Below are 26082 nucleotides of genomic sequence, written 5' to 3' on the forward strand. Positions count from 1 at the left end.
TCATGTGGCTGCTCCCCTCGGCTGTGGACCCGGATCGGAACCGGCCCTTGCGCCGATACTGGCCGGCCCGTCGGGGTCCGACTAGCCCCGACGGGTGGCAGGCAGTGGCGCGGCACTCGGCTGCCGCCGTCGTCCAGGTACGTGTGTCGGCGCCGAGCTGGGCGGACGTCGGGGTGGCAGCGAGTTGCCCGGCCCATTCCGGCCACCGCTCTTTTCTAGGTCTATACCATGGGCAAACCTGAGGATGTTCACCGGCAGCAACCGCTCGGTCCGGCCGACCGACCCGGCCGACACCCTGCGCCCGCGCCCGCACCTGCGCCCTTGACCGAAATGACGTGCGTACCCGGAGGTTTGGGCAAGTGATGTTTCACGCACTCGGGCTGGACCCGAAGACCGAGATGGTTTACCGGCTCTTTCTGGACGAGCCCGAGTTGAGGCTCGACCAGATCGTCGCCAGGGTCGGCCTGAGCGAGCAGGAGGTACGGGACGCCCTCGATCGCCTTGCCGACCTCTCCCTGCTCGATCAGGCAGAGGTCCACGCGGCCGGACAGTTGCTCTTCCGAGCAACCGACCCTGGAGCCGGCCTCTCCTATCTCCTCTCCCGCAGGGAGGCCGAACTGGCCAAGCAGCAAAGGGGGTTAGAGGCGGCAAGGACCGCCGTCTCCACCCTCACCGCATACCGCACCGCCCACGCGCCACGCGGCTACGACGTCGTCAAGCGGTTGGAGGGCCGCCACGAAATGGGCGAGCGCCTCGCCGAACTCGCCGAACTCGCCCGCATCGAGTGCCTCTCGCTGCTCCCCGGATGCGGCCAGGCCACCGACGACATGGACGCCCACCGGGCGATCGACCAGCGGGCACTGGCACGTGGCGTCCGAATCCGCAGCATCTACCAGGACAGTTTCCGCAACGCCCCTGAGACGATGCGCTACGTCAACTGGCTGGGCAACCTCGGTGGCGAAGTCCGCACCCTGCCATCGCTTGAGGCACCGATGGTGCTGTTCGACCGCGAGGTGGCGCTAGTCCCCCTCAACCCCGGGGACATCTGGGCCGGGGCCCTGGAGTTACGCAGCTTCGGCACCGTGACTGTCGCCCGACTGCTCTTCGAGGAGTACTGGAGACGGGCCAACCCGATCGGCCCCACCCCACCTCGCGACCACCATGACCTCAGCCCGCAGGAGAAAGAACTCCTGCGCCTACTCGCCAAGGGCCACACAGATGCCACCGTCGGGCGTCGCCTCGGCGTGTCGCTGCGCACGGTACGCCGAATGAACGCCGACCTGACGGGGAGGCTGGCCGCCCGCAGCCGCTTCCAGACCGGTGCGGAGGCGGTACGACACGGCTGGATCTGACGCCCGTCCTCAGCGGAGTGTCCGGCGTCGAACCAACCACGGGCACACGCAGCACGGAAGTCCCGAGCAACAGCGAACGCGCCGAAACCGCCGCACCAGGGCAGAACCGTCCGGAAGAAGACCAGGGGCCGACCCACGCACCCCCGGAGCACACCCACAGGACGCCGCCCACCGGCACACCGGTTCGCTGCGGACGACCTGACGCGAGAACTCCCCCACCCCGGGAGCAACTCCGGCACCCGCCCTCATCTGCACCCTGGCGAGCGGGCCAAGCACATCCCCGACCTGGAGACGGGCCGCCCATGCCCACCCCCTACACACCGTCCCTACGGCTGGCGGACCGTCAGTCGTAGGTGATGACCCATCAGGCCCCGGGTTGCTCACCGACCGCCGTGCGGGCTGACAACCCACGACTCGGTGTGCGACCCGCGCCCAGAAGGCGTTGTGTCGTCATCACCTACGCGGAGTGGTTGACGTTTCGGTAGTGATCTTCGCGGTCGAAGGCCCGCGAAGATCACACTTCTTAGGGCTCCGCCGACGTGTCGTACATGACCACCGGGCCAGAGGTTCGGCCCCATGCTCGTGTGGGCCGGATGTCCTGGAAGAGCAGCCTCGAAGACATCCGGCCGCTTCCTACTCGGCTCTCTGCGGCGCGGTCCTGGGAGCCGAAGCCTCCCAGGGGATCCGGGTGCCGCACAGCGCGACGACGAAGACGCAGACACTGACCAGGCCGAAGCCCCACGCCAGATCGCTGGCGCTCGCCACGAAGCCGATGAGCGGTGGACCGGCCAGCAGGCCCGTAGTGCCCATGGCGGCCACCAGGGTCAGGGTGTCCGAACCGCGCTTCGCCGCAGCGACGTATACGCACGGGGTCACTGCGGCGACGCCCAGGCCGACGGCACCGAATCCGAGCAGGGCCGGCACCACACCGCCGGCCAGCAGGGCCAAGCCAAGGCCCGCGCCCGCGACCACACTGCCCAACACAACCACTCTGCCGTCGCCCCATCGGCTGCGCCAGCCGTCGGCGAAGAGGCGGGCCACCACCATCGCTCCGGAGACGACCGCAATGCCCAACGGCGCGACCTGCTCCGAGGCCAGTGCCACATCCTCCATATAGAGCGTGGACCAGTCGTTCATGGCGCCCTCGGCCACGGTGCCGAAGGCCATCGCGCAGCACATCCAGAGGGTGACACCGGTGGGCAGTGTCCAGCGGGTGCCGGTGCGAGCCTGCTTTCCCTCCGTCTCGACGGGGGCTTCGTCGGGCAGCAGTCCGGTGCGCGCGCTCGCGGCGAGGAGTACGAGCAGGAGTGCCGCGACGCTGAAGTGTGCGATGACCGATGAGTTGGCTGCGTTCATGCCGGAAGCGAGGAGTGCCGCCGCCAGGGACCCGCCGCTGAACGTGGCGTGCAGCTTGGCCATGGTGGTGCGCTCGAAGGTGGTCTCCAGCGCAGCCCCCTGCGCGTTCATGGCGGTGTTCAGACACCCCACGAGAACACCGTCCACGCACATCACGAGGAGGGCGATCGCGTAGTTCGGCGCCACCGCGAGTGCCAGCAGTATCAGGGTGAGGCCGAGGGTGGACAGGAGTGACAGTCGGCGGGAGCCCAGCCGGCGCATCAGGACCGCCACCAGGGGGAACGAAGCGGCGGCGCCCACGCCGGCCGCCATCAACAGGAATCCGACCTCCGCCGACGTCAGGTCGAGGTCGGACTTCAAGGCAGGAATGCGTGAGGCCCAGGTGGCGTACTGGAAGCCCAGCGAGGAGAAGAGGGCGGCTGTCGCCAACTGTCCGCGGAGGAAGGGATCGTGGATTCGGAGCACCTTGGCTTCAGCTCGCTTCGGGGAGTGGGAACGGAACGGCAGGTGCCGGGGTGGCGGCCTGCTCGGAGGCTGGGGTCTCGGCGGCCGGGATGGACCGGGACATATAGACGGCGCCCGCCTGGTAGGTACCGCAAGCCACCGTGCTGGGATCCACGGTGAAGCCGCGCGCCGACCAGAACGGTTCGCTCCCGCCGACCGCTACAAGGGATATCTGCTCGTAGCCATGGGACCGGGCGGTCCGGTACAGATGCGCCACGAGGTGGCTGGCCCGACCCAGTCGGCGGTGCGCGGGAGCGATCACGATGTCGTGCAGATGGAGGTTGCGCGAGCTGAAGCTGCTCTCCTCCGGCTGCTCAAGGTCAGGGTAGCGACCAGCCGGGTAGGGGAGCGCGAGCAGGTAGCCGGCCGGTTCGCCATCCACTTCCAGGACGAAGCAGGTTCCGGGTGAGGCGTCGGCCCGTGACCGCAGAGCGGTGCGGCCCTCACAGAGCCCGAGTCCGGAATAGGCGTCGGCCTCCAGGGCGACGATGGTCTCCCAGTCGTCCTCCGCGATGGGTCGAATCCGCATGGTTCCGCTCCTCTCCGGTCGGCTGCCGCCCGTCGTCGTGCAGGGCAGTGGGGCAACGCCGTTGAACCCCTTGGTCATGTAGCTGATCCCGTACGCCCCGGTGGACAGGACCCAGACCGGGTCCCCGGAGGCCAGTTCGCGGGGCACCCGCACCAGCCGGTGCTCCGCCGCGTAGGAATCGTCGCTGTCGCAGGTGGGGCCGGCGACCACGACGGGGACGGTGGGTGCGTCGTCGCGATGGGTGGGGAAGACAAGGCGGTACTGGAGCGCGTCCATCTCGTACAACCCGTTGAACTTGCCGCAGCTCAGAAAGAGCCAGTGCCAACGGCCGCCAGACGGCATCTCCCGCTCCGACAGACGGACTACCCGGCCGCGGACGGCTCCCTGGTCGGCGACGAGGAAGCGCCCCGGTTCCATGATGAAGCGCAGATGCTCGCCATGGGTCCGCCGCAGTTGGGCCATGCCCTCGCGCAGTACGGTGAAGATCTTGTCGATCGGAGGGTCCAGCGGTACCCCGCGCCGGTCGGTGTAGCCCAGTGCGGGAAGCCCTCCACCGAGATTGACGTAGTCGAGCACGATTCCGCGCCGGCCGAGGGCGCCCAAGACATCGCCGATCCGCTCGATGGCGGAGTGCCAGGCATCCGGGTCCATCTGTTGTGAGCCGACATGGGCCGAAAGGCCGGCCTGGGTGAGGCCGAGCGTCCGGGCGGTCTCCAGCAGGCGTACGGCGTCTTCGGGCGAGCAGCCGAACTTATCCTTGAGCCCCCACAGGGCTCCGCCGCCGGCCGTCGCCACCCGGCAGAAGACCCGTGCCCCGGGCGCATGAGCCGCGACGGCTGTCACATCGGCGATGCTGTCGGTGGCAAAGTCGGTGATACCCATGCGGTGGGCCGCCGCGATGTCCTGGTCGGACTTGATGGTGTTGCCGTAGTGCACCCGCTCGACCGGCACTCCGGCCCGTAGTGCCTGGGCAAGTTCCGGGAGGCTCGCCGCGTCCACTCCGCAGCCTTGGGCGGCCAGGTGCGCGATGACCTCGTCCACCGGGCATGCCTTCATGGCGAAACGAACGTCGATGCTGGGTAGTTCGTCGAGGAGCGTCGCATACTGCTGTCCGATCCCGTCCAAGTCGAGCACGATCCGATCGTGGTCGGCGGACGCCAGCGCTTGCGCCAGTCGTGGCGACAGCCCCCTCATCGCCGGTCCTCCTCCACCGGGTCGGTGCACAGGTGTGCGCCGGGCCGCGCCCACCAGCCGCTCCCACTCCTCCGTAAGGAGGGCAAAGTCCTCCATGTCGCGCTTCGCCTCGGCAAGGAGACGAGCACGAAGCGGACACAGGTGGTCGGCGAAGACTGCGTACCGGCCGCCTAGCTTGCGGTAGGCCGTGTCGAGTCGGCGCAGGCGTTCATGGTTGTCGGCCGGGTCGAGCCCAACACTCCCCCGGACCAGTTCAACGACGGCGGCCGTACGCACCTGCCCCTGGTCATCGAGGAGTGTGTCTCCGGCGCGGGCCAGTGCGTCATAGACGACGTTGAAGTAGAGCATCGACAGGAGGAATTTGGCGAAGCGCGTCTGGTATGCGAGGAAGCCCAGTTCGGTCCGGCGCTCCGCAGTGTGGAAGTTGACGATGTGGCGGTTGTGTAGGACGCCTGGTAGTCCGGCGTCGTGTACGAGGTGGATCAGGAAGTAGTCGCTGCCGATGGTGTCAGTGGCCGGCGGCAGGGGGACGCGCCCGTGCACGCCGTGGAAGGCGATATTGCACATGTCGACCCGCATAGGATCGACCAGGGAAAGTGTCGTGTGATCCCGGTCGAACGTGGCGGTGCCGGCCCCTTTGAAGGACTCGTCGACCAGCTCCCGCTTCTGCGCGGGTGACCAGTCGAGGGGGGCCCACAGACTGACAACGTCGTGGTAGACGTCATGGTCGAGCGCCTCGATCTCGGCGATGTCCACCGACGGCGGGCCGATGAACGAGCCACCGACCATGCTCACCGGCCGGGTTCCGAGCTCAGGGGCGAGCTTCGTCAGCGAGGCGGACCGGACGGCATCCGCAGCCGGCCGACCGAGCGAGGCGAGTTCATGATGGATGGGGAAGACGGTGATGCCTTCGACCACTTGGTATCGGCTGTCGGAATCCCTGCGGTGCACCGACTCGCAGCCGAGGGCGAAGCTGATCAGAAAGGCACGGTTGGTGCAGGCACCGTAGGAGAGGGACTCCGGCAGCATGAGTCTGAGCAGCAACTCGGGCTCCGGCGCCTCGGCCCGATCGATCGCCCGCTCCAGGAAGTCCTTCTGGTCGGCCTCGCTCAGATGGTGGGGCACAACGCGTGGGTGCTCGGGAAGACGTCGTACGGCAGCGGCGTGCTCCTCGTACACGGAGGTGTCGCAGGAGTCCAGGATCAGCAGATGCACCTCGACGTCGAAGTTGTCGGCGGCGTGGATCGCCTCCGCGCCGATGGCCTCGATGGTCGCAGGGCAGGATCTGTTGGTCGGCAGTGTCAGGCAGATTCTGTGCATATCTGCTCCCCGTCGCACTCGTCGAGGTGCTCTCCGCGCCAGCCCTTGAGGCCCAGGAGCTTGCTGCCGAGTTCGTTCAGCGTGGCCCGGCCGTACCGCTGGGACTCAGCGCGCTTCGCGTCGCCCAGCAGTGTCCCGTTCCAGGTGGGCGTGGAGACGTCGCGCCAGGAGTCGACCCGCTCACGGCGCAGGAGGTGATGGGTGTCCAGCGCGGGCATCATCGAGAGGTACTGCACCGCGCGTGCCGCGTCCTGCGAGTAGTTGGGGGCCACGCCGTGGGCTAAGAAGCCATTGAAGATCAGCAGGTCGCCGGCCCCTAACTCGGGCCTGATCACTGGCAGTTCCGCCCTGTCGATGGCGGGGCGGATCGGGTCGCGCTCGGCCGGCTGGAGGGCTTTCCACCGGTCGAAGTCGCGGAAGAGTTCGGGGCAGCACTGGAAGCCGCCGAGTTCCGGAGCAGTGTCGTTCAGGGCGACAATGCCCTGGACCCGCTGCGGTGGGACGCCCAGTGTGGAGTCCACGTCCCAGTGGAGGTTGATGTCGAAGCCGGTCTCACGGAATTCGATCAGAGACCGGTCACGGTTCTTGATGTTGGGCGGATTGAGGTTCAACCGGTCGAGCGTGACCCAGAGTTCCTCGCAGTCCCACACATCGACGAATGCCTCGTAGACGCGGCGGCTCTGGCGGCTCTCCCAGAGAAGCTGGTGGTGGTATGCCTCCACGAATCCGTAGATGTGTAGTTCCTGATCGAGGTCCGAGCGGTACTCCCGCTCGTCATACCAGCTCTCCGGACGTTCCGGATCCAGGCCCTGGAAGTCCCACGCGAAGTCCAGCAGACGTCGGGCGGAATCCGCCGGTATCGCCTGCTTCACCACGACGTAGCCGTAGGTCTGCCAGAAGGCGAAGTCCTCTTCGGACAGCACGCGGAGCGGACGCTTCTTCCTGATGTCGCGCAGCGGTGTCTGCGCCAGATAGGTCTCGCCGTCCGCACTGAAGTAGGGGCGGTCAGAGGTGGCGCGGTGGAGATACGGATCAGCCGTTAACATGCGTTGCTCCGAGACTCAGTGGTGGAGTCGTGACACAGGGAACGAGTGGACAGCGCGAGGTGCTTTCGCCGACGCTCGTGGCTGGCGGCGACGCGCTCGGGCGAGCACAGGGCCGGCGCAGAGCGCTCCGGAACACAGAGCGCGGATGTCTCTTTGGGTGGTCCCCTACAGCACGGGTGCACCCAAAAATGGACTAGACCACCTTGTATGTCAAACGGCTCTCCTGGCGTCGCGCAGCGCCAACGCATCCTGAAAGTGAGCTAGTTGACCTGACGGGAACACATTCAGCTTGCGAAAGAGGCACTTCACGGGCAGGAACAAGGACCCAAGCGGAAGGCCGCGTCGACCACTCTTGCTGGCGCCCTGCGACCACTGAAATCGGCGTACCACCCCGCTCGCCGCCCTGACGGACCGAAGCGGCCCTTGAGCTCGCCACAGCCGAGTGGACCGACTGGTACAACCACCGCAGACTCCACGGTCAGACAGACCACGTCCCACCCGTCGAGCACGAAGCCAACCACTCCATGGAATCCACGAAACCCCAGGCCACAACCAACTCTGAGATCTCTACCAAACCCGGGGCGGTTCATAGTGCGGTGGTGTGGAGATCCTGTAAGCAGTAGCGGCAAGATGCGGTCGAGGGCCTGGTCGGGGGGTCTTGGTCCACGTGAAGGGCCTGGCCCCGTCGTTCCCGACCTTGATCCAGTCTTCGAGTGCGGCTTTGAGGTCGTCGAGTGAGAGCAGAACACCCCGCGTTCAAGGCAACATCGCTCCAACTCGGCGAACCACCGTGGACCGCTGGGCCAGGATCGGTCTGGCGGTCTATGTCGTCGAGGAAGTCCCGGAAGTCCGCACCCCCGGTGCTGCGTGGACAGGTTCGTGTCCCACCTTGCCCGCCGCCGTTTTCAGGGGGGCGAACGGATCGAAGGCGCCATGTCGAACGTAGTCGAAGCTCCGCCGCTCTGAGACCCGCGGCAGCATGGGCAGCACCGGCGAGTTCGAGGGTGTGCTCGTGCAGGGGGTGTTCCCTGAGTGGGGGTGGGGTCTCAAGCAGTGGGCGGGCTCGGTGTGGGGTGGAAGTGGGTGGAGCCGGTGATGTGGATGCCGGATTCGTCGCCGGGGGTCAGAGTGAGAAGGGCGGAGGTGCGGACGGTGACCGGGGTGTCCACCGACGGGACGTCGAGGAGTATCAGGGCGTCGTGACCGTGGTAGCGGATCTCGCTCACCCGGCCGACGACAGTGGTCCCGTCCGGGGTGGAGAGGCGAAGTTGTTGGGGGCGCAGGGCCACGGTGCCCTGGGCGATGCCGGTAACTGGAGGTCCAGACAGGGGCACCCGGCCGAGGGCGGTCACGGCGTGGCCGGAGTCGGTGGTGGCTGGCAGAACGACCGCGTCGCCGACGAAGGAGGCCACCCAGGGGTCGGCAGGGTGGGCGTACACCTCCTGCGGAGTACCGAACTGAACGACTTTCCCCTGGCGGATGACCGCGACCCGATCGGCCACTGACAGCGCCTCCTCCTGGTCGTGGGTGACGAGGAGTGCCGTTGCTCCGGCCGCCCGCAACACGCTGCGGACATCGGAGCGCAGACCTGCGCGCAGACCACTGTCGAGGGCGCTGAACGGCTCGTCGAGCAACACCAGCGCGGGACGCGGTGCCAGCGCACGGGCCAGGGCGACGCGCTGCTGCTGGCCGCCGGACAGTTCGTGCGGCATCCGCTCGCCGTACTCCCCGAGGTCCACCAGTTCCAGTAGCTGGGCTGTGCGTGATCGGCGCTCGGCGCGGCTCTGAGAGCGCAGGCCGAAGGCCACATTGCGGGCGACGCTCAGATGCGGGAAGAGTGCGCCTTCTTGGGCGACGATCCCCACGCCACGCCGTTCCGGCGGCACTTGGACACCCGCTCCGCTGACCGTGCGCCCACCGACGGCGACCTCTCCCTGGTCGGGGGCGAGGAATCCGGCGACAACCCGCAGCAGGGTCGTTTTCCCGCAGCCGGACGGTCCGAGGACGGCGGCCAGCTCACCTTCCGGGACGGTCAGGTCCAGCCCGTCGAGCACCCGTACACCGCGCCCGTACGAAGTCGTCACCGAGGTCACGCGCAGTCCGGTCATGAGCGCCTTCCGAGGAGGTAGGAGGGGATCGCGGCGAGCAGGACGATGGCCGCCGCGTAGGGGGCGGCTCCAGCGAACGCGCCTGCTCCGGTCTCGGTCCACAGCCGGGTGGCGAGGGTGTCGGTACCGGTCGGACGGAGCAGCAGGGTCGCCGGCAGCTCTTTCATGATCACAACGAAGGTGAGGGCGGCTCCGGCTCCGATCCCCGGGGCCGCGAGCGGCACGGTGATCTCACGCAGCACCCGCAGCGGGGAGCGGCCCAGGGAGCGGGCCACCTCCTCCAGGACGGGTGGCGACTGTAGGACAGCGGCTCGCGCGGAGGCTACGGCGACCGGCAGGAACAGCACCACGTACGCGGCGATCAGCAGCGGCATCTCCTGGTAGAGCGGATAGGCGTACCTGACCGAGAAGAACACCAGGGCCAGACCCACGGTGATCCCGGGTACGGCATGGCCGGCGTACACGGACTGTTCGAGGAGCCGGGCGGCGCGACCCTTGTGACGGGCGGAGAGCACCCCCACCGGTAGGGCGAGCAGGGTGGTGACGGCGGCCCCCGCGGCGGCGACGGTCACTGTCGAGAGCGTCGCGGACCACAGCCGTTCGGGGTTCCAGTCGGCGGAGTTGCCGATGGTGAGCCAGTAGCCGAGGGTCGCCAGGGGGAATGCCACGGTCGCGGCGGCCACCGCGCCAACCCAGGCCAGCGCGGGAACCGTCCACCGCCCGAGCCGGAGCCGGGCGGGTGGGCGGGCATTGCCTCGGCCGGTGCGGGCATGGCCCGCGCGTCCCCGGGTGCGGTTCTCGGCCAACACAAGCAGCACGGTCATGGCGACCAGGACACAGCCGAGAACGGCGGCCGGAGTCCGGTCGAAGCTGGCCTGGTACGAGGAGTGGATCGCCCGGGTGAAGGTGTCGTACCGAGTGATGGACACCGAGCCGAAGTCGGAGAGCACATAGAGCGCGACGAGAATCGACCCACCGGCTGCGGCGGGCCGTAGTTGTGGCGCGGTGACGCGCCAGAAGGTGCGCAGTGAACCACTGCCCAGCGAGTGCGCCGCCTCCTCCTGCGCGGGATCGATGCCGCGCAATGCGGCGGCCACCGGCAGAAACACATAGGGGAAGCAGGCACAGGTCAGGGTGATCGCCGCCCCGGGCAGCCCGGCGAGCGAGGGCGCCGCGGAGATCCAGGTGAAGGCCGCCACATAGCTGGGCACGGCCAGCGGCAGGGTGGCGAGAACAGCCCACGCCGAGCGCCCGGGAAGGCTGGTGCGGACGACCAGCCAGGCCAGGGAGACGCCCAGCACCAGACAGCCGGTGACGACGATGGCGGTCAGCGCGAGGCTGCGACCGAGGAGTTCCAGGGTCCGCGCTTCGGTGACCAGGTCCCAGGCGTACTCCCAGCCGTGCTCCAGGGCGCGCACACCGAGATAGCCGAGCGGCAGCAGCGCGAGAAGCGCCGCAGCCGTGGCCGGAAGCAGCAGGACGAGGGGCGGACGCCGCCGTCCGGCCATCGCGAGAAACGCGCTGGCCGGACGGCGGGCGGTCCGTGAACCATGAGTGCTCATACGGACGGAATAGGGACGGGTCAGACCATCCCGGCTTCCTTGAGCATGGTCAGGGTCTCCTGGAGGGACTCCAGCTTGCCCAGGTCGATCTTCGGCGCGTCCAGCGAGGCGAGCGCGGGCAGGCCCTTGACCGTGCTGGTGACACCGGAAGCCAGCGGGTACTCGGAGGTCTCCTTGGCGAAGTAGTCCTGCGCCTCGGCGGAGAGCAGGTAGTCGACGGCCTTCTCGGCCGCCGCGCTCTGCCCGCCGTTCTTGAGAACACCAACACCGGCCGCGTTGATCAGCGCACCCGGGTCACCACCCGGCAGGAAGTGGATCTTGGCATTGACCTTGTCCGCGCCGACCTCGGCGACCTTCTCGTACCAGTAGTAGTGGTTGATCAGGCCGAGGGAGACCTCGCCCTTGTCCACCGCGTCCAGGACCACACCGTTCTTTGCGTACGGCTTGGCGCCGTTGGCCTTGAAGTCCTTGAGCCACTTGAGAGTGACGTCGTCGCCTTCAAGGACGCGCATTCCGGTGACGAATGCCTGGAAGGAGGCGTTGGTGGGCGCGTAGCCGACCTTGCCCTTCCACTCGGGCTTCGTCAGATCGTGCACGGTGTCCGGGGCCTTCTTCGCACTCTTCGGGTTGTACGCGATGACACGGGAACGTCCGGAGACACCGACCCAGTCGCCCTCACCGCCGCGGAAGGCCGCATCCACCTGGTCCAGGGACTTCTGGGGGAGTTTGGCCAGCATCTTGGCCTGCGAGAGCGCGCCGAGGGCACCGGCGTCCTGGGAGAAGAACAGTCCGGCCTTGGTGCGGTCGCCCTCCTCCAGGATCTGGGCGGCGAGTTCGGCGCTGTCGCCGTAGCGGACCTCGACCTTGGTGCCGGTGGCCTTCTCCAGCTTGTCCAGGATCGGGGCGATCAGTTCTTCGTTGCGGCCCGAGTAAACGACCAGTTCATCGGAGACCTTCTTTGCCGACGTACCCTTCTCACCCTTCTCATCCTTCTTGTCTTCCGTACTGCCGCAGGCCGCGAGCACGGGAAGGAGCAGCGCGGAAAGTGCGAGCGCGGTACCGCGACGGATGGAAGGGCGTGACATCGAAGCCTCCTGGACGGCCGCAGCAGCGTCGGATGCGAGGGCACACCGACAGAACAAGGGAACTACTGCGGGACCACATAGGAGTACGGTGAGGCTTACCTAACTGTCAATTTCAGCCAATGCCCCTTACCGAGCCATGGAGACCTTCCCGACACCCTTGCGGTGGATTCGATGAAGTAACGCCCAGACAGGGGCAGTTGCCGCTAGAAGTCAGAGCGGAGGGTTCATTTCGGACAGGCGATATCTGTGGTGAGGTGCACCTCTCCGTCGCTTCAGCTCGCTCGTGGCACCGCAAAGAGTCCAAATCGTCTCCAAGCCGTGACAGCCCCAGCCCCGTCAACTGCTGATCCGCCCCATTGCAACGGCGGTGGGTGCGCACACGACAGTGAAAACGCTGGGTACGAGGGGCAAATGGAACCGTCGCTCGCCAGGACGCGCATCCGGCGCTTGGGGAAGCTGCCCCTCGGAGGCGCGGTGTTCACCTATCATCCGACACCCACACCATTCCGGCTTGGTGTGACCGCCAATATGCAGCAGCAGCGCGTACCTGTGCACCCGGGCGAGGCGCAGCGTCAGAGAGAGGGACATGGGTACCTCCCTGGATGCATCGGTCGTCATCAGCCCTGAGGGCTGGCAAACCACGTAATCAGGGGAACCCGGCCTGGCCGGGGGGCGGTTCGACTACTCCTGGACGCCGTCGGGGAATCTGGCGCAATGCCGGAAGAGAACCTGGATGCACTGGCCCGCGAGCACATTCGACCGGGTCCTGCCTGGCCTTGCCTGCCTGTTTGGCGGTGAGTTCTGTCGGCTCAAGCAGTCTGGGGAGAAGAGACACGAAACTGTGGTTCGAGAAAAGGTGGCATTCATGAACATTGCTCGCGTATTGATGGTTGCGCCTGTGGGGAACGTTGAGACTGCGGTGATCTGGTACGAACAGTTGCTGGGACGCCCTGCGGACACCCGGCCGATGCCGTCGCTGGCGGACTGGCATCTCACCACAGGAGGCTGGCTCTCGGTCTTCGAGGACGCCGAGCGTTGTGGTTCGGCGCTCCTCAATCTGGAGGTTCCTGACTTGGACGAAGCTCTTGCACAGCTCAAGGAACGCGGTCTGACTGCGGGACCGGTGCAGGCCGGTGGTACCCGCACCCGGTTCGCCGCCCTGGAAGACCCCGACGGCAACCGTGTCACCCTGCTGGAGAACCCAGCGACCTGACCCCTCAGATAGCTCAGGGACCTGTGCTACCCCTGGACTCGGAGGGCAAGTGCGCGGGTGGACCCTGGCGCCTTGAGGTGGCAGGAGCCGCAGCCGCTCGCCTCGGGCTGGGGTGCAGTGGAGTGCTCCCCACTGCCACCGTGCGGCCGAATACCGAGGGTGGCACACACACCCGTTCACGCCCTGGCGTCCCCGATGGGCCCTCACGGAAACGCCCAGCCGAGAGGAGCCACCATGCGGTATCCGGTGTTGTCGCTCGGCCGCCCGGTCTCGCCGCGACTCCGCTCGCCTCAGGGGAGCGGAGTAGCGGCGGTCTGCGGCTGGTGGGAGTCGATCTCCTGCGGCGGATCGCTGAGCTGCTCACGCAGATAGTTCCAGGTCACAGCGAGTAGCGCGGCGATGGGTACGGCGATCAGGCTGCCAACGATCCCCGCCAGACTGCCGCCGAGCGTCACCGCCAGCAGGACCATGCCCGCATGCAGGCCAAGCCCACGACTCTGGATCATGGGCTGGAAGACGTTCCCCTCCAGTTGCTGCACCACGACGATGATCGCGAGCACGATCATCGCGTCTGCCGGACCATTCGACACCAGCGTGATGAGTACCGCGACCAGGCCGGCGAACAGGGCACCAATGATCGGTACGAATGCCGAGACGAAGGTCAGGACCACCAGGGGGAGGACCAGAGGTACCCCCAGCGCCCACAGACCGATGCCGATGAGGACGGCGTCGAGCAGACCGACGAGTGCCTGGGACCGGACGAAGGTGCCCAGTGTGTCCCACCCCCGCGCGGCCAGCGTCGGAACGTCCGTGGCGAGCCGGCCGGGAAGCTGACGGGTGAGCCAGGGCAGGAAACGAGGTCCGTCCTTGAGGAAGAAGAACATAAGGAAGACCGCGAGAACAGTGGTGACCACCCCGTTCACCACCGTGCTCAATCCGGTGAAGACGGTGGTGAGGATGCTGTCGACGCTGCCCTGTACACGGCTGACCGCGGCGTCGACGCCGTCGGTGATCTGATCATCACCGATGTTCAGCGGCGGTCCGGCGGCCCATTCGCGCACCTGGTGGATTCCCTCGACCACTCCGGTGGTCAGTTCCCCGGACTGTGAGGCCACCGGAACCGCGATCATCGCCACAACTCCCACGGCGGAGAGGAGGAACAGCACGGTCACGGTGGAGGCGGCCAAGGCGGAGGGCCAGCCGTGACGGCGCAAGAAGCGGGTCGGGGGCCAGGTCAGCGTGGTGAGCAGGAGGCCGATGATGAGCGGCCATATGACCGACCACATCCGGCCAAGTATCCATATGGTCACCGCGGCCATCACCAGGACCACGAGCAGTTCGCCGCAGACCCGCGCCGATGTACGGAGTGCGGCGCGGGATCTGGCGGAACTCAGCGTGTGAGACATGAGATCACCTTATGGTCATTTCGACAGGGCCCCATGCCGCTTCCTGGGAGAACATCTGCGGGGCCAGCGAATTGACGAACCGTCACCCCGGCTGTCCGACGGCCGGAATCGGCCCCTGGAGCGGGGCCCGACGAGAACGGCGCGGGGCCTCCGGGATTCACATCAGACACGCCTCTGCAGTGAGTGCGGCGACACGAACCACCCCGGGTGCAGCGGAGACTCGATTCCCCCAGGGTTCCGAGTCATGGCACGACCCTCGATCCACCCGCCCGAGCCGCTCAAGCGTGCGGTCCGCGGGGCCGCGGGGATCCGCGGCGATATCCGACCAGATGGTGCCGGACGACAGGGAACGACGGGTCGACGTTGTTGATCACCGAACATCTGGCGTTGCACCCAGGTTCATGTCTCATACACGAATGACCTCGACGCTTTGTCACGGCCCGCTTCGAACCGACCGGGCCATGGGTGCAGGCAATCAATGGAGGTCACACATGGTCAGACGTCGCAAGCTGCTCGGGATGGTCGGCGCGTCCCTCGGAGCGGGAGTACTGGCCGTGGGAACGTCTGAGGCCGCGCCGCAGGAGCAGAAGCACCACAAGCCTTCGCACCGAACGCTCAAGGTCCTGCAGTTCAATATCTGGCTCGGCGGCAGCCGGGTGCCCGGTGGGCGCGCGGGCATCGCGGACACCATCGCCGCTGTCGAACCGGATGTGGTGATGCTCAGCGAGTCGACCCCGGAGCGGGTGGCCCATCTCCTGGCCGATCTCGCCGAGCGCGGGCTGACCTACTTCGACAACGAGAACCCGGTCGATCCTGCAGTGATCTCGCGCTACCCGATCATCGAACACGCGTCATTCCCCTCCTGGTCGAAAGCGGTCGTCTCGGTGGACGGCACCGAGGTCGCGGCGTACTCCGGGCATTTGGAATACCGCTACTACGTCAACTATCTGCCGCGCGGCTACGGCGGCGGCACGCCGTCACCGCTGGAGACCTCCGAGTACGGCTGGGGCGAGATCCCGACCGGTCCGATCACCGATGCGAGGCTGATCACGCGGCTCAACGCAGCCTCGGGACGCACCAAGGTGACACGGACGGTGCTCGCGGACGCCGCGAAGGAGCGGGCCAAGGGCCGGCTGACGCTGCTGGCCGGTGACTTCAACGAGCCCTCCCACCGGGACTGGACCCACCGGACCCGGAACCTGTTCGACCACAACGGCACCGTCATCAACTGGTCGACAACGAAGGCGATCGAGGACGCCGGTTTCCGCGACAGCTATCGGGTGATCCACCCGGACCCCGTCCACAGGCCGGGCTTCACCTGGCCGAGCGACAACCCGGGCGCCGACGTCGGTCAGCTCACCTGGGCACCGAAAGCCGACGAGCGGGACCGGATCGACTTCGTCTTCTACCATCCCGACCGGCGGATCCGATTGCTCGACAGCGTCATCGTCGGACCGTCGAGCACCATCGTGCGCAACAAGCGGATGAAGGAGACGGGCAGGGACAGGTTCTGGGAGCCCACCTGGACCTGGCCGACCGACCACAAGGCCCTACTCAGCACCTTCCGGGTGGCCACACGCTGAGCAGGAACGAAGGGATGGCGGGCGACTGACTCAAGCCCGCCATGCAGGCCGAGCAGTACGGGGTCGGACAATGCCGATTGCGCCCAAGGACGTACCCGGCGCGCAGAAGCAGCGGGGAGTACCTCCGAGTTCGCGTGGATGACCACTGGCGCGCATAGTCAACTGTCGCTCAATCTCCGGGGACCCAGCCTGCTGGTAGCCGTCCATGGTCTCTGATGGTGTATCGGCCCCAGCTTCCGCCGGTCTCCTTGGGCAGGCAAGCCAAATGACGGACTGAGGCAACCTCCGGGGCCGGTTGTCCCTCTCTCTCGCTGGAAAGATCATCGGGTCAACGGCCGTGCTGATGTGGCCAGATGGCTGCATCACCTATGCCGGGAGGTGAGGCAAAGCGTGGAAGTGAGAGCTGGTGTGACCGGGCTCAGTCCGGCCCGGTGCTCGTACAGGCAGCTTCTCACCCGGGCGTACAGCCGCCTCATCCGTTTCGGCGACAGCCACCGACCAATTTCGGAGTAGAGCAGAACCCCTTTCGCGGAGGAGATCAATGCCCCCGCGCGGGTGGGGCGGACGACAGTACGCCCCAGTAAATGCGGTAATTCCCTTGTCGAACTGGAGTGTGCAGATGTCCCCTACCCGTCGTGACGTTCTGAAGTGGGGAGCCGGTGCCGGCGGCCTCGCCACCGCCGCGGTGCTTGGCGTTCCGAGTGCAGCCACTGCAGCAAGTTGGGCCTACCGGTCCTGGATGAGCTCTCTGTCCAGCAGCCTGCCCATCACCAGTCTGACGATCCCCGGCACCCACAACACGTGTTCCATCACTGGGGGAGCCATCCCCAAATGCCAGGACTGGAACCTGCCGACGCAGCTCGGCAACGGAATCCGATTCCTCGACATCCGCCTCAACGGCCTGGCGGGCACTGCGCACGAGATGGGCCTTTACCACGGCCCTGTCTACATGTACAAGCGCTACCAGGACGTTCTCAGCGACTGCAGAAGCTTCCTCCGCAGCAACCCCGGCGAAGTAGTCGTCATGCGAATCAAGAACGAGCAGAGCGGCGGCAACAAACTCAACGCGGAGGAATTCAAGCGCCGCTTCAACTGGCACCTGGACGACCCGTCCATGGGCTTCCGCTCACTCTTCTGGACCAACCCCTCATGGCCCACCCTGGGACAAGCCCGCGGAAAGGTCGTGCTCCTCACCGACTTCACCCACGATTGGGCGACGCTCAGGTGGCACGACAACTGCGATATCCAGGACCAGTACAACGTTTCGGACGATGCGAAGAGGAGGGCGATCGTCGCGCATTTCGACAAAGCCTTTTACGACCACAGCACGTCCAAGATGTTCATCAACTTCACCAGCACCGCCAAGGGCCCCATCCCCAATCCCTCCATCGGGGCCGAGAAGATCCTTCCGAGCGTCTATACCTACCTGGACCCCAGAAGGAATCAGCGAGCCCGCTTCGGCATCGTGCCGATGGACTTCCCCAACTACCGCACCGACATCCTGGACCTCCTGATCAACAAGAACTTCATCTAGGCACTGTTTTTGGATCTCCTGACGTGCGTGGGGGCCAGGCTGGCTGTACGGGCCATGGAGATCTGACGCATGCGGAGTGGGATCGGCCGGAGTCGTTCTTACCTCGGGCTCAGAACACGATCCGAGAGTCAGTGGCTAACCCTGAAGCGCCGCCGCCTCTTGACCACAACATCGATGGCCCGACGCTCCGTCCCTGCCCGCCAACAAGCGGGACAGCAGGGCCCTTCACACCGAAGGCGTCAAGGACCGCACGTGGCGGGACAGCGCTACTCGGCATCTCAGTCACGCCGAGCATCCTGTCGACTCCACCTTGCCCAGCGCACCGGCCTTTCGCTCGGCCCAAGCCTTTACACCAGGCCGCATCACTCTTCCGGGTGAAGTGCAGATGAGCACCGAACTTGTTCAACCGGGGGTCTGGGCGAAGGCCGTGAGAAGGGAGGCGAGGACCGTGACGCCCGCGAGGGTGACCATGGCGATCCGGTTGGCCGCGGTCCGGTGCGAGGCCACACCGGGCGTGCCCTCCAGCGAGCAGCCCGGAGCAGGGTCGGTACGGTTCCTGGCTTCGCCCTGTGGTGGGCGGGGTGTGCCGGTCAGGTTGAGGAGGCGGGCGACGATGAGGGGTGGTCGTCCGGTGAGGGTGAGGGGGACGCCCGCGTCGTTGGCCTGGTGTTGGGCGGTCTTCAGGACTGTGACTCCGGTGCGGTCGAGCAGGGTCAGGCGTGTGAGGTCGATGGCGATATGAGCGGGGCGGGTGGTGATACACAATTCAAGGACTGCTTGGGCGTCGCGATGTGATTCGAGGTTGAGTTCTCCGGCGAGGTGCACGGTCGCCCGCTCTGTTTCGCCTTCCGGGCCGGGGGTGAAGCGGGTGTGGTGGGAGAAGCGCGCCCTCATGCCTCCGGCCCCTTGCGCTTGCTCGGGCAGAGGCTGGCCGGTGCCTGTCGAGGAGAGCGGCGGGATACGCCGGAAGGGGAAGTGGTCATGACCTTCTCCTGGTGAGGTGTGTTCGCGGGAGCGGCCCCGGCGTGTCCTGCGGGGTCCGTGAAGAGGCGTGTGCCCCCACTGGGCCCGTCCATGTCAAGTAGGGAAGTACTCAACACGGCGCTGGTGAAGGTGTGTTGAGTGTCCAGCGTGCCTGGACAGGGGTCTCGTGGACACCGGACACCCGGCCGGACTTGGCAGCCGACGATCCGATGCCCGATGCCCGCGAGGGGCTACGCGACTCAACCCCCGTCGAGCCTTGCCTACCGGCTCGGCGTGGTTCGTCCTATCCAAAGCAGCTACGCCGCGTGGCTGAACGGAGAAGGGCCGAGTACGAGGACTGCGGCTACGGTTCACGCATCGTCGTGGTGATTCGGTGAGGCGCCGACGAGTGTCAGGAAGGCACACGCACCACGGCGGCCTCAGCGCTGACGCCACAGCACATTCATCGCCCGAAAGGTACGGAGGAGGACGCATGCGGTCGGTCATTCCCGACTATCTGGCCGAGGTCCTCAGAGATGTCGAGTCGAACACTTCTGGACAGCTGGCGGACTACATCCCCGAGCTTGCGGCAGCGGACCCTAAGCGCCTCGGTGCGGCCTTCGCCACCGTTGACGGCGAGATCTACGGTGCCGGCGACATCGATACCGAGTTTACGATCCAGTCGATCTCCAAGCCGTTCATGTACGCGCTGGCACTGGCTGATCGCAGCTTCGCCCCTGTGCTCGCCAAAGTCGGTGTCGAACCATCGGGAGAGGCGTTCAACCAGATCTCCCTCGAAAGTGATACTGGGCGCCCTTTCAATCCCATGATCAATGCTGGTGCGATCACCGCCCACTCGCTCGCCGGTTCGGAGGGCATGAATCCGACGGAGCGCGTGGAGCGCGTGGTCCACGGCCTTTCGGCGTTTGCCGGTCGTGAGCTGAGGATTGATGAGGCGGTGTGCGTGTCGGAGATGGAGCACGCGCACCGCAACCTCGCCATTGCGTACATGCTCCGCGGCTATGGCATCCTCACCGAGGACCCCAGGGCCATCGTCGAGGGCTACATCCGCCAGTGCTCTGTGCTCGTCACCGCGCGAGATCTGGCCATGATGGCCGCGACGTTGGCCAATCGCGGCGTAAATCCTCTCTCAGGTGAGCGAGTGGTAGGCGAACCGGTGGTGCGTCAGGTGCTGAGTGTCATGTCCACCTGCGGAATGTATGACGCGGCCGGTGACTGGGCGACCCAGGTCGGCATTCCAGCGAAGAGTGGCGTGGCCGGGGGCCTGATCGGAGCGCTCCCCGGCCAGATCGGCATCGCCACATTCTCACCACGGCTGGACGCCCATGGGAACAGCGTTCGCGGAGTTTCGCTATTCGAGCGGTTTTCCTCCGATATGGGTCTACATGTGATGGAGGTCCCAGCCGCTGCGCGTGCCATCGTGCGGTCCAACCACGTCCTCGGCGACGGACCACATGCGGTCCGGGTCCTCCAACTGCAAGGTGGGATCGGGTTTGCCGGAGCCGAGAGAGTTGTCCGGGAAATTCTGAACACTGCCCCCGCAGAAGTCAGGGTGGTTTTGGACCTCACAATGATCTATTCGATCAATGACGTGGCACGGCGCATGCTGCTGGAGGCCGTGCGTCGGCTCACGCTGGATGGTCACGAGGTGTACCTCGTCGACCCGGAATCGATCGTGCCCGATCCCGATCCGGGCGATGGTGGCCGAGTCACCGTCGTAGGCGTTTTGGAACAAGCCGTGATCTCACAGCACAAGGTGGCCCAGCACAGAAGCCGTCCGACGAAGAGAGGGACTTGACGCATGAACAGCAAGCGGGCCGCCACTCCCTGCGAGGGCTGCCGCGTCAGCTGCGGAAGGTGGTTCATGGCCTCCGGTGGGGGCGGACCAGGCCCCGGGGTACATTGCTCCGCTCCGTCCTGACTGGAGGTCATTTCAGTGTTCTCCGCACGGCGACTTGCGGGTGCTCCGTTGGCGCTGGTGCTTCTCGCCCTATCCGGCTGCTCTTCTTCCTGGGGCTGCACCGACACGACGGCCGAACGCGGTGAGGCCGGTGTCAGGGTGCAGGTCGAGGACACGGACGGGCGGCCTCTCGGCGTCTCCGCCGAGGTCTTTGACTGGCGCCTTGAGCCCCACCCACAGGTGCCATCCGAAGGTGATCGGGTCCACTTCCACTTCCGATTCGACCGCGCCGACCAGATACCCGACCCTGCGGTGGACGCCTGCGCGGTCGACAAGGAGCGTGTCGCGCTGGGGTGTAAGACGGTCTACTGGTCCGAGGCGTTCGGGCGAGAGGGTGACCTCCTAGGCGACGGCTGGCTCGCCGTCGAGCACCCTGAGCAGGTTGCCGCAGTGCTACTGATCCCCAATGATCAGTCGTCCCACGACCGACGAACCTGCGAGCAGGACCTCAAAGACGGCGGTGGGCCGCATCCTCCGGAACCAGCCAGCGTGGGCGACGAACTGTGAGCCGCCATCACCGTTGATGAGCCGCGGCACGTTCTCACCACCGCCCTCTCGGTCTCCGGGATCACCTGCAATCCGCCGAGGCGCTTGTGGCCGTGGCTCGGCTCCCCCGGCGTTGGGTCGGTCCCGCAAATTCGTTGGCATTCATCCCGGAGCCGTTGCTACCGTCGCGGAGTTCCTTCGACCCGCTCTGGGGCTTGTGTGCCCAAGGAGAGAGATCTATGTTTCGGCTCGCGCCGCGCGCGCCTCGCGGCACCGTCTAGCCAGTAGTCCGTCTTCTTGACGCCGTCCCTTGCCGGACGGCGACCGGACGTGACCCACTCTCCGGTGCTCTGAACCAGCCCACGCCTTGACCCGCGCACATGTCGCGGCCCCTTGGAGTGGGTGCCTTCGTCGAGGCCGCTCGGCCTGCTCTTGCTGCCATCTCACACCTCCCAGCAAGGAGCACCCCGGGTGTCCCACCCCAACAAGACTCTCTCCCGCACTCCACAGACCATCCTGACCGGCACTTTCGCCTGCCACCGGCGATAGGAGCCGTCATGCGCCCCATGACCAGGGAAGAGGTGCGCGGCGCGATCGTGAACCTGGACCCGACCGAGAGCAAAGTTCGACTGCCAGCCTGGTTCGACGACACCCCGTGGCACCGGATCGACTACCTCGGGTGGCGGGATCTGCGCGCCGCGAAGTGCGCCTACCTCGTCACCGAGGCAGACGGCCAGGCGTTGGGAGTGCTGCTACGGCAGGCCCCGAACCACGCGGTACACGGATCACGCGCGGTGATGTGCGACCTGTGCCGGTCCACCCGGCGGTTCAACGAGGTTTCACTGTTCACCGCCCGACGCCCATCACGCGACAAACGTGAACGTCTGAACACAGTCGGCCTCCTCCTGTGCACCGATCTCGACTGCGCGGTGAAAATGCACACCAAACCGATCCGCCACGCCTTCGATCCCCCGGTCGACGAAATCATCGCCGCCCGCCGCGAAAGCATGCGCTCCCGCACCATCGCCTTCATCCGTTCGGTGTCCGACACCGAACGAACCACACAACACAGAAAGTGAGGTGGTCCTCCCCTGAGAATCCTCAGGGGAGGACACACTTGCCGCCGGGTGATCGGTACGGACGGCCGGCGGGCACGGTGGTGTCAGGCCCTGCCGGTGCCGGACTGTGCGGTCCAGTCGCCGACCGCCTGGTGCACGGTGGAGAACCGTGCACCGTGCTCCTTGGCCCGGCGGATGATCCGTTCCAGGATGCGGATGCGCCCGGCGCGGCCGATGGACTGCGGGTGGAAGGTCTGGGTGAACACCCCGTGCGGAACCTCCTCCACCATAAAGTCGAGATCCGCCAGCCAGCGGTTGGCGAGCCCTTCGACGTCGGTGGAGGCGGGCATCAGCATCGGCGGGGCGAGGGCGAATTCCATGAAGGGGAAGTCGTCGAGGGTCCAGGAGACGGGCACCTCGACTAGGTCCAGCTCGCGCCCGAACTCCACGGCCCGGTCGCTGTGGACGATGTCACCGGTACGGCAGCGGTACAGCTCGAAGTCGTGCCCCATCATGCTGCTGTCATAGGTGAACCCGAAGTCGGACAACAGCCGTGTGGAGTTCGGGGAGAGATCAAACGCAGGGGACCGATATCCGGCTGGGCGGACTCCGAGAACCCGATCCAGAGCGTCGAGTCCACGCTCCAGCACCTCGGACTCGGCGGCTTCGTCCAGGCTGGTAGGCCCCTCATGTGCGTAACCGTGGTGGCCGATCTCATGGCCCGCGTCGCGGATGCGCTTGCACACGTCCGGGTAGGTGTCGGCGTCCAGGCCAGGGATGTACCAGGTGGACGTGACTCCTTCCCGCTCCAGCAGATCGAGGATGCGCGGGGTCGCGACGTTCGCCGCGAACTCGCCGCGCGAGACATATGTCGGTGTGGACAGGCCCATGGTGCCCAGCCAGACGGAGATGGCGTCGAAGTCGAAGGTCAGGCATACGGTCGGCTTGGTCATGGCTGCTGTCTCCTTGATCGGGATGGTCGGTGGCCGAACTCGGACTCAATGGGAGGGCCAGGCCCGGTAGAGCTCCGCGCGTCGGCGGCGGTCCGCGAAGGTCGTCGCGGCGCCCGTCTTCCGGTTGTCGGCGAGCCGCTGGAGATCCACGTCGGCCACGGCGACCGCGTCGACATTGGCGACGGTCTCGGCGAGGACTCCGTTGTCGGGCCAGCCCGCGTCGCAGGGGCCCAGGACCGCGCTGCGCGCCCAGGCTCCTGGCCAGGGCCCGCGGGCAGGGCTGGCGACGCCGGAGTGCACGGTGTAGATCTGGTTCTCGATGGCGCGGGCGGCGGCGCAGTGACGGACGCGCCAGAATCCGGCCTCGGTGATGGTGAGCGAGGGGACGAGGACGATCTGTACACCCTGCTCGGTGAGCGACGCCGCGCATTCCGGTATCTCGGCCTCGTAGCAGATGTTTACGCCGACGACGCCAAAGGGAAGTTCCACGACCTCCATATCGTCTCCCTCGCCGATATCGAGGGACGATTCGAGCGGGAAGAGATGGGTCTTGGCGTGCTCGTGCAGCAGCGCTCCGTCCGGCCCGAAAAGAGGAGCGACGTTGAGCAGGCTGCCGTCCCCGGTGCGGACCAGATGCGAACCGGCGAGGATGTGCTGACCGCGCTCCGCGGCCTCGCGGGCCATGAGCTCGCGGTAGCGGTCGGTGAACTGTACGGTCTCGACCGCAGGCTCCAGATCCACGGCGTCGCGCCAGCCGGGTACGGCCGTCATGAGTTCGAAGGTGATCAGCTCGGGCAGTACGACGAGGTCGGCGCCGGCCGACTGGTCGAGCAGATCTCGAATATGTGCGGCGAATTCCTCGAAATCCGCGACTTCACGGAACGCTGAAGTACAGCTGGCGATTCTGGGCATCAGGGCTCTCCCTTGAGTCCGGGCGATGCCCGCATGCTGTCAGCGAAATAATCCGAATTCGTCGGTCAAATGACCGACAGGCAGAGAGCACGACCTGCGGTTACGATGCCCCGGTGAGCACGTATCCGCCGCGTTCGTCCGAGATGATCGCCGTGGTGTCCCGCACGGGCGAGATCCGGGAACGCCATCGCGGCGAAATCACCGTGCACGCCGGCCTGTCCCGCTATCTGCGCACGGCGGCCCGCATCGAGCTGCCCGCCCCCGTGTGTTTCGCCTGGGACACCAGCCCCGAATCGGTCACACTCCCCGACGAGCCCGACCCGGGCCGTCCCCAGATCCTGCGCGTCCGTGTCGCACCCGCCGGGCGTACGTCCGGGGGCTGTCACGTCGAGGTCCGGCCGTTCACGCCGGAGGAACGTTCCGGACTCACCGGGCGTGAACTCCAGGTGCTGACCCTGGTCGCCTGCGGACTGACGAACCCCGATATCGCCACCCGCCTGAGGGTTTCCCGGCGTACAGCTGCGACCCACGTCGAGCGGCTTCTGCACAAGCTGGGCGTCACCAGCCGTGCCGCGGCGACGGCGATCGCGCTGGACCGAGACCTGTTCACCCTCCCGGTACAGGGCGACCTGGCGGGCCTCCCGTCGCTCGGCCCGCTCAGGCTGGAGGCGGCTGTACGCGACAACCCCGGGAGCCCGTCCACCGCCGACGCTCCACGACGGCGCGTCACCCGACCGAGGCCGCTGATGATCGGCGCCGTCTATCCCTCCGCCGGGGACTGGCGCGGTGACGGCCTCCAGATGGAGCAGGGCGCCAGGCTCGCCGTGGACGAGATCAACGAACGCGGCGGTGTAGCCGGCCGCAGGATCGAGCACATCCCGCTCCGGGTCAACATCCAGAACGGCCGGGCGATACAGCACGCAATCGAACGACTCGTCGGCGAGGACGTCGACGCGATCACCACCGGATACACGCTCCAGCGGTCCCGCGATTCGCTCAGTGCGCAGTTCCTGCCCGCGGCCTCGGCGGGCTCTCCCCTCCTGCACCATTCGACGTCGGCGAGCGCCGCCGATCTCATCGCCGACGAGTCCGACACGTTCAGCAATGTCTTCCAGGTGTGCGGTCCAGAGAGCGTGTACGGAATCGGCTTCGTCCGTACGCTCACCACACTGCGCGACTCAGGCGCGTGGCGCCCGACCTCGAACAGACTTCAGGTCTTCGACACCGACGACACCGATATGACGACGTTCACCCCATCCGCGATGGAAGCGGCCGAGCGAGCCGGATGGCAGCCAACCGTCGAGCACATCAGTTCCTTCTCGCCGGACTGGACCAACGTCATTCAGCGAATCCGCGAGCTGGACCCCGCCGCCGTCATGGTCGCCCACTTCACCGCCGCTCAACTGGCCGCCTTCGTACGCACATTCCGGCGAGAGCCGTCCGATGCCCTGCTGTACGCCCTGTACTCGCCCTCGGTTCCCCAATTTCTGGACCAAGTCGACGGCCGCGCCGAGGGAATGCTCTGGGCGACCGTCAGCGGACTGTACGGCGACGACTTCGGTCATCAATTCGAGCGACGGTTCCTTCAGCGCTTCGGGAGCACATCCGGAATGTCCAGCGCGGGAATTCGCTACGACATGATCCACCTGCTGGCCGCCGCATGGTCGCAATGTGATTCGCCGCACGACACCGAAGAGGTCAACCGTGTCCTGCGCCGCATCATCCACCGCGGAGTCAACGGCTCCTATCATCTCGGCTCCGTCGACCAGACCAATCTGGTCTACCCGGATCAGACGACCGACCCGTCCATCGCGCAGGCCCACCTCGTCTACCAGGTCCAGGACGGCCACCACCACATCATCGCCCCCGCGCCGTACTCCACCGCGCCCTTCCGGCCCACAGTCTGAGCTCGGCGTCTACTACGCGGACGGGTGGTC

General features: G+C 66.6%; 18 protein-coding genes and 2 pseudogenes. 8 read left to right on the plus strand and 12 right to left on the minus strand.

Translation table 11 applies throughout. The features are described 5' to 3' along the window. Positions 1 to 362 precede the first annotated feature (362 nt). Complete coding sequence (locus tag OID54_RS03660; RefSeq protein WP_329013778.1) at positions 363 to 1352, plus strand: helix-turn-helix transcriptional regulator; 990 nt, start codon at positions 363 to 365, stop codon at positions 1350 to 1352. A gap of 633 nt (positions 1353 to 1985) precedes the next feature. Here OID54_RS03660 and OID54_RS03665 read toward each other — a convergent pair. The 8 genes and pseudogenes from OID54_RS03665 to OID54_RS03700 form a co-directional block, all read right to left on the minus strand. Further along, the gene (locus OID54_RS03665) at positions 1986 to 3173 is read right to left on the minus strand and encodes an MFS transporter (protein ID WP_329013781.1); all 1188 of its coding nucleotides are present in this window, start codon (positions 3171 to 3173) and stop codon (positions 1986 to 1988) included. A gap of 7 nt (positions 3174 to 3180) precedes the next feature. Beyond that, positions 3181 to 3741 carry a GNAT family N-acetyltransferase gene (locus OID54_RS03670; RefSeq protein WP_329027252.1) on the minus strand — a complete coding sequence of 187 codons (561 nt, stop codon included), beginning with the start codon at positions 3739 to 3741 and terminating at the stop codon, positions 3181 to 3183. A gap of 24 nt (positions 3742 to 3765) precedes the next feature. Continuing rightward, positions 3766 to 4935: pseudogene (locus tag OID54_RS03675) on the minus strand (type III PLP-dependent enzyme); the annotation flags it as partial. An 18-nt stretch (positions 4936 to 4953) separates the two neighbouring features. Continuing rightward, positions 4954 to 6255, minus strand: a pseudogene (locus OID54_RS03680) (DUF6271 family protein); the annotation flags it as partial. Continuing rightward, positions 6237 to 7301, minus strand: a complete 1065-nt coding sequence (locus tag OID54_RS03685) for a phytanoyl-CoA dioxygenase family protein (RefSeq protein WP_329013784.1) — start codon at positions 7299 to 7301, stop codon at positions 6237 to 6239. The gene OID54_RS03685 and the pseudogene OID54_RS03680, both read right to left, overlap by 19 nt. A gap of 1046 nt (positions 7302 to 8347) precedes the next feature. After that, a complete protein-coding gene (locus tag OID54_RS03690; protein WP_329013787.1) occupies positions 8348 to 9409 on the minus strand; it encodes an ABC transporter ATP-binding protein in 1062 nt (353 codons plus the stop codon). Further along, on the minus strand, positions 9406 to 10971 hold the full coding sequence (locus OID54_RS03695; RefSeq protein ID WP_329013790.1) for an ABC transporter permease: 1566 nt from the start codon (positions 10969 to 10971) through the stop codon (positions 9406 to 9408). Before OID54_RS03695 ends, OID54_RS03690 begins: the two co-directional genes overlap by 4 nt. Positions 10972 to 10991: 20 nt before the next feature. Beyond that, positions 10992 to 12056 (minus strand): iron ABC transporter substrate-binding protein, encoded by a 1065-nt coding sequence (locus tag OID54_RS03700; RefSeq protein ID WP_329013793.1) that lies wholly within the window; start codon positions 12054 to 12056, stop codon positions 10992 to 10994. An 865-nt stretch (positions 12057 to 12921) separates the two neighbouring features. On the opposite strand from OID54_RS03700, the gene OID54_RS03705 reads away from it, so the two are divergent. After that, the gene (locus OID54_RS03705; RefSeq protein WP_329013796.1) at positions 12922 to 13269 is read left to right on the plus strand and encodes a VOC family protein; all 348 of its coding nucleotides are present in this window, start codon (positions 12922 to 12924) and stop codon (positions 13267 to 13269) included. A 290-nt stretch (positions 13270 to 13559) separates the two neighbouring features. Here OID54_RS03705 and OID54_RS03710 read toward each other — a convergent pair whose 3' ends face one another. Next, positions 13560 to 14675 carry an AI-2E family transporter gene (locus OID54_RS03710; RefSeq protein WP_329013799.1) on the minus strand — a complete coding sequence of 372 codons (1116 nt, stop codon included), beginning with the start codon at positions 14673 to 14675 and terminating at the stop codon, positions 13560 to 13562. Positions 14676 to 15166: 491 nt separating this feature from the next. On the opposite strand from OID54_RS03710, the gene OID54_RS03715 reads away from it, so the two are divergent. Together OID54_RS03715 and OID54_RS03720 are read left to right on the plus strand one after the other, a co-directional pair. Continuing rightward, entirely contained in the window at positions 15167 to 16258 is a 1092-nt protein-coding gene (locus OID54_RS03715; protein WP_329013802.1) for an endonuclease/exonuclease/phosphatase family protein, read from the plus strand. A 739-nt stretch (positions 16259 to 16997) separates the two neighbouring features. Next, a complete protein-coding gene (locus OID54_RS03720) occupies positions 16998 to 17792 on the plus strand; it encodes a phosphatidylinositol-specific phospholipase C (RefSeq protein ID WP_329013804.1) in 795 nt (264 codons plus the stop codon). Positions 17793 to 18194: 402 nt separating this feature from the next. Here OID54_RS03720 and OID54_RS03725 read toward each other — a convergent pair whose 3' ends face one another. Next, positions 18195 to 18686, minus strand: a complete 492-nt coding sequence (locus tag OID54_RS03725; RefSeq protein WP_329013806.1) for an STAS domain-containing protein — start codon at positions 18684 to 18686, stop codon at positions 18195 to 18197. Positions 18687 to 19248: 562 nt separating this feature from the next. Here OID54_RS03725 and OID54_RS03730 point away from each other — a divergent pair. The 3 genes from OID54_RS03730 to OID54_RS03740 all read left to right on the plus strand — a co-directional run bounded on the left by OID54_RS03730 (position 19249) and on the right by OID54_RS03740 (position 22301). Further along, positions 19249 to 20574, plus strand: a complete 1326-nt coding sequence (locus tag OID54_RS03730; protein ID WP_329013809.1) for a glutaminase — start codon at positions 19249 to 19251, stop codon at positions 20572 to 20574. Positions 20575 to 20712: 138 nt separating this feature from the next. Continuing rightward, on the plus strand, positions 20713 to 21243 hold the full coding sequence (locus tag OID54_RS03735; RefSeq protein ID WP_329013812.1) for a hypothetical protein: 531 nt from the start codon (positions 20713 to 20715) through the stop codon (positions 21241 to 21243). A gap of 536 nt (positions 21244 to 21779) precedes the next feature. Beyond that, positions 21780 to 22301: an FBP domain-containing protein gene (locus tag OID54_RS03740; protein WP_329013815.1), complete on the plus strand. Its 522-nt coding sequence runs from the start codon at positions 21780 to 21782 to the stop codon at positions 22299 to 22301. A gap of 83 nt (positions 22302 to 22384) precedes the next feature. Here the strand turns inward: OID54_RS03740 and OID54_RS03745 are convergent, their stop codons facing one another. Together OID54_RS03745 and OID54_RS03750 are read right to left on the minus strand one after the other, a co-directional pair. Then, complete coding sequence (locus OID54_RS03745; protein WP_329013818.1) at positions 22385 to 23233, minus strand: polysaccharide deacetylase family protein; 849 nt, start codon at positions 23231 to 23233, stop codon at positions 22385 to 22387. Between the two features lie 45 nt (positions 23234 to 23278). Beyond that, positions 23279 to 24145 carry a nitrilase-related carbon-nitrogen hydrolase gene (locus tag OID54_RS03750; protein WP_329013822.1) on the minus strand — a complete coding sequence of 289 codons (867 nt, stop codon included), beginning with the start codon at positions 24143 to 24145 and terminating at the stop codon, positions 23279 to 23281. 113 nt (positions 24146 to 24258) lie between these two features. Here OID54_RS03750 and OID54_RS03755 point away from each other — a divergent pair, with 113 nt between their 5' ends. Continuing rightward, a complete protein-coding gene (locus OID54_RS03755) occupies positions 24259 to 26052 on the plus strand; it encodes an ABC transporter substrate-binding protein (RefSeq protein WP_329013824.1) in 1794 nt (597 codons plus the stop codon). Positions 26053 to 26082 lie beyond the last annotated feature (30 nt).

The sequence above is a fragment of the Streptomyces sp. NBC_00690 genome, assembly GCF_036226685.1.
Lineage (GTDB): Bacteria > Actinomycetota > Actinomycetes > Streptomycetales > Streptomycetaceae > Streptomyces.